This window comes from Actinoplanes sp. NPDC051633 (assembly GCF_040681735.1).
GTDB lineage: Bacteria > Actinomycetota > Actinomycetes > Mycobacteriales > Micromonosporaceae > Actinoplanes.
On sequence record NZ_JBFAZH010001079.1, the window covers coordinates 1 to 2,623 of the forward strand.

The following is a 2,623-nucleotide window of genomic DNA, read 5'->3' on the forward strand; positions in this document are numbered from 1 at the left end:
GCCGCTCCCGAGGCGGAGGGCTTCCGTCCCGACATCGAGGGCCTGCGCGCGGTCGCCGTGCTGCTCGTCGTGCTCGGCCACGCCGGTGTGCCGTTCGTCAGCGGCGGCTTCGTCGGCGTCGACGTGTTCTTCGTCATCTCCGGCTTCCTGATCACGTCGCTGTTGCTGCGGCAGCGGCCGATCAGCTTCGCCCGGTTCTACGCGCGCCGGATGCTGCGGCTGCTGCCCGCCGCCACCGTCGTGCTCCTGACCACGCTCGCCGCCGCCTGGCTGTGGCTGACGCCGGTGCGCTTCACCGAGTACGCCTGGGACGCCGTCGCCAGCTCGACCTGGTGGGTCAACCTGCGCCTGGCGATCACCGGCACCGACTACTTCGCGACCGGGCCGCCCTCGCCGTTCCAGCACTTCTGGTCGCTGGCCGTGGAGGAGCAGTTCTACCTGGTCTGGCCGCTGCTGATCGTGCTCTTCCGGCGCCGGCTGGTCGCGGTGCTGGGCGGGCTGATCGCGGTGTCGTTCGCGGCCGGCGTGCTCGAGTTGCAGCGGGCCGGCTCGTGGGCCTACTTCGGCCCGCACACCCGCGCCTGGGAGCTGGGCATCGGCGCGCTGCTGGCGGTCGTCCCGCTGCGCAGGGCGCCGCGCTGGCTGAGCTTCGCCGGCCTGGCGGCCATCGCCGTCGCGGCGGTCGTCTTCGACGACGGCACACCCTTCCCGGGGTACGCGGCCTTGCTGCCGGTGCTGGGCACCGCCGCGGTGATCGCGGCGCGGGACACGACCTCGATCCTGTCGGTACGCCCGGCGCAGGAGATCGGCCGCCTGTCGTACAGCCTCTACCTGTGGCACTGGCCGGTGCTGGTCATCGCGGGCGCGGGGCACGGGCTCGCCGTGAAGCTGGCCCTCTGCGTGGGTGCGCTCGGGCTGGCCTGGCTGACCTACCGGTTCGTCGAGAATCCCGTGCGGCACCTGCGTGCGCTGCGCGTACACCCGGCTCGGGGTCTGGCCCTGGGTCTCGTCCTCGCGACGACCGCCGCGACCATCTCGCTGGTCGCGGTGCGGCACCCGCCGTCGGTGTCCGCCGGCGGCCCCGCGGCCGCGCCCGTGTCCGCCCGGCTGCACGACCTGCTCGCCGCGGCGGGGAAGCCCGAGCCACTGCCCTCCAACCTGACGCCGGCGCTCGCCGCGGCGAAGGACGACCTGAACAAGACCTACAAGAACGGATGCCATCTCGCCGCCGACCAGACCGAGACGAAGCCCTGCGTCTTCGGCGACGTCTCCGCCACGAAGAGCGTGGTGCTCTTCGGCGATTCGCATGCGGCGCAGTGGTTCCCGGCCTTCGAGGCGTCGGCGGCCCGAAACGGGTGGCGGCTGATGAGCTGGACCCGCAGCGGTTGCAGCCCGGCCGGGATCGACCTGGTCGCCGGCAACCTGAAGCGGCCCTACCCGCAGTGCACCACCTGGCGCGGCGAGACGATCAAACGGATCCGCGCCCTCGCGCCTGACGTGGTGGTGGTCACCGGCAAGACGAACTACCGCAGCCTGCTCGACGGATCGCCGGCCGACCCGGACGCGGCGTGGCGGGACGGCTGGGGCGAGACGCTGTCGTCGCTGCGCGGCGCGGCGAAGCAGGTGGTGGTCCTGGGCGACACCACCAACCTGCCTTCGTCGCCGACCGAGTGTCTCGCCGCGCACCCGGATGACGTCTCCGACTGCGCGGTGCCGGTCGCCGATGCGCTCGACGGCCCCGGGTGGCGGGCGGCCGTGCGGCAGGCGGCGTCCGCGAACGGGGCCCGCTTCGTCGACCCGGTGCCGTGGCTGTGCGCGACCCGCTGCCCGGTGGTCTTGGGAAACCTGCTGGTCTATCGCGACGACAACCACATCAGCACCGCGTATACGGAGTTCCTGGCATCGCGGCTGGCCGCCGCAACCGGCCTCTCGTGAACCTGGGCCCTCCGATCATCGGCTCGGCTTCACGAAGGCGGTGGTCTTCGCGGTACCATGTTGGTACCATCCACATCATGGCGATGAACTTCCGGCCCACCGATGACTTGGCCGCTCGGCTGCGCAAGCAGGCCGACAGCGAGCAGACCAGCGTGCAGGTCGTTCTCGTCAAGGCGGCCGAGGAGTACCTGCTCCGGCACGACAAGACCGAGCGGATCAACCAGGCGCTCGACGTAATCCTGGTCAACAGCGCCGACGCGCTCAAGCGTCTCGGCGAAGGCCCGGCGTGATCTACCTCGACGTCGAGGACCTTCTCCAGATTGCCGGCAGAACGCTCGGAGCTTCCCCACTGGTCCGCGACATGGGCCTGCTGGGCGCCTCCGCGGCGCGTCCACAGACCAACGTCTTCGGCTACGAGCCGTACAAGACGCTCGGGGCGAAGGCCGCCGCGCTGCTGGTGTCGCTGACCATGAACCACGCGCTGCAGGACGGCAACAAGCGGCTGGCCCTGGCCGCGGCCGAGGTCTTCATATTCATCAACACCGACGGGGCCCTGCTGGAGATGACCAACGACGAGAAGTACCACCTCGTCATGGGCGTCGCGCGCGGTGAGCTGGACGTCGACGATGTGGCCGCGAAGTTCTGGGAAGCGGGCATCCCGTAACGACAACGCGCCCCCACCGCGGGG

At 71.1% G+C, this 2,623-nt stretch carries 3 protein-coding genes; all 3 read left to right on the plus strand.

The window, feature by feature from the left end; genetic code table 11:
• Positions 1-1,935, plus strand: a 1,935-nt coding sequence (locus AB0M20_RS37155) for an acyltransferase family protein (RefSeq protein WP_364305442.1), incomplete at its 5' end; no start/stop codon positions are given.
• A gap of 77 nt (positions 1,936-2,012) precedes the next feature.
• Positions 2,013-2,225: a hypothetical protein gene (locus tag AB0M20_RS37160; protein ID WP_364305444.1), complete on the plus strand. Its 213-nt coding sequence runs from the start codon at positions 2,013-2,015 to the stop codon at positions 2,223-2,225.
• A complete protein-coding gene (locus AB0M20_RS37165; RefSeq protein ID WP_364305447.1) occupies positions 2,222-2,599 on the plus strand; it encodes a type II toxin-antitoxin system death-on-curing family toxin in 378 nt (125 codons plus the stop codon). The genes AB0M20_RS37160 and AB0M20_RS37165 overlap by 4 nt, the downstream gene beginning before the upstream one ends.
• Positions 2,600-2,623: the final 24 nt, after the last annotated feature.